The organism is Candidatus Competibacter phosphatis (assembly GCF_012939995.1).
GTDB lineage: Bacteria > Pseudomonadota > Gammaproteobacteria > Competibacterales > Competibacteraceae > Competibacter > Competibacter phosphatis.
In genome coordinates, this window is sequence record NZ_SPMZ01000117.1 from 1 (window position 1) to 1,569 (window position 1,569).

Annotated in this window: 1 protein-coding gene; it reads right to left on the minus strand. The window is 51.5% G+C overall.

Annotation, left to right across the window (positions count from 1 at the left end):
- Positions 1 to 279: 279 nt before the first annotated feature.
- A complete protein-coding gene (ampC, locus tag E4P82_RS21365) occupies positions 280 to 1,443 on the minus strand; it encodes a class C beta-lactamase (protein WP_048709300.1) in 1,164 nt (387 codons plus the stop codon).
- Positions 1,444 to 1,569: the final 126 nt, after the last annotated feature.

The following is a 1,569-nucleotide window of genomic DNA, read 5'->3' on the forward strand; positions in this document are numbered from 1 at the left end:
ATTTGGTGCTTTCCGGCGGTCCTTCNAGTTGGGGTAGATCAAGCAGTCGTGTCACCAGCCGCCATTTCGATCACGGCAATGGCACCCTGGCGTTCACGTCCAAATTGTTCCGGTTTGGATGAGGCCGCCTGACGTCTAGGATGGCGCGTGACATACGAGCGCTGTGACTCCTGCAGGGGAGACTCAACAGCCGGACCGGACGGCGAGCATCGGCCCATCTCACGTATTTGTCATGTCAGCTTTGACACTGCACACGCGACGGCAGCCGACCCAAAGCTGTCATTGTTTCCCGGTTAGATTGCTATAAATTTTGTGGGCAATTTCTACCCGTTCAGCATTGGGGTAGTTTTTATTGGCCAGCAACACAACCCCGAAGCGCTTTTCAGGCACAAACGCAACATAAGCACCGAAGCCGTTGGTAGCACCAGTCTTGTTAACCCACACATTGCTGTTAGGTGTGGCTGCAGGAACCTTAGCGCTTACTGGGGTTGGATTCAGGATAAGTTTGGGAGCATTGCCTTCTTGCAGCATAGGCAAGTCAACAGGCATTGCATACTCCTCCCAGATGAGGTCTTGAGTCATCTGGCCTACGCTGAAATAGCTCTTGCGGGTATTGTTTAAAGCCGATTGCAGCATGCTATCCAAGGGCAACATGCCCATGTTGGCCTTCACAAAGGTGATCAGGTCAGTAGCCGTGGTTTTGATGCCGTAGGCTTCACTGTCCAACATGCCTGGATTGACACGCACAGGCTTCTTATCGTTGTTGTAGCCCCAAGCGTAGCTGGACATCTTCTGTGCAGGGATGCTCAGATAAGTGCTAGTCAAACCGAGGGGCTGGAAAATGGTTTGAGTCATGGCGGTGCTGAAATCTTGCCCCAAACTTTTCGCCGTTATCCACCCTAAAGCACCGATGCTTGGGTTTGCATAAGTACGCATCGTGCCGGTTTTGTACGCAGGCTTCCAGGTGCGGAGGTATTCCAGAAGCTGCTCCCGAGTTTGGACTTCATCAGGCACCTGCAGAGGAATGCCGCCAACGGTGTGCGTTCCAAGATGGAAAAGCTGCAAGTTACCGAAGTCCGTACCAGACAACTCAGGCAAATACTTTGCTGCTGTATCGGTCAGTTTCAGCTTCCCAGTGGCTTCTGCGTGCGTCGCCAGTGTGGCTGTGAAGGTCTTACTGATAGAGCCAATCTCAAAAATCGTCTCGTCAGTTACCGGTGTTTGTTTCTCAACATCTGACACGCCATAGTTTAAGACATAAGTCTTGTCCCCCAATACCAATGCCACAGCCATACCAGGAATCTGGTTCTTTTCCATGGCAGGCAGCACGGCTGCAGAGATGGCTTTCATTGCTTCAGCACTGGAAATTTCAGCAGCATTGACAGCCGAGCCAAGACCAAAGACAGCGGCTGTCAGAAGGACAGTAAACAGACGGTTTTTCAATTTTTACCTTACGGGTGAAGGAGGAAAGCCAACGCTGGCACTTGCGATGCAATTGAGTGCTGTAGCGCTACGAGCTGGGGATTCTAAAAAATTTGATAGCAAATTGGCTCGGCATCGCGGAGCGAT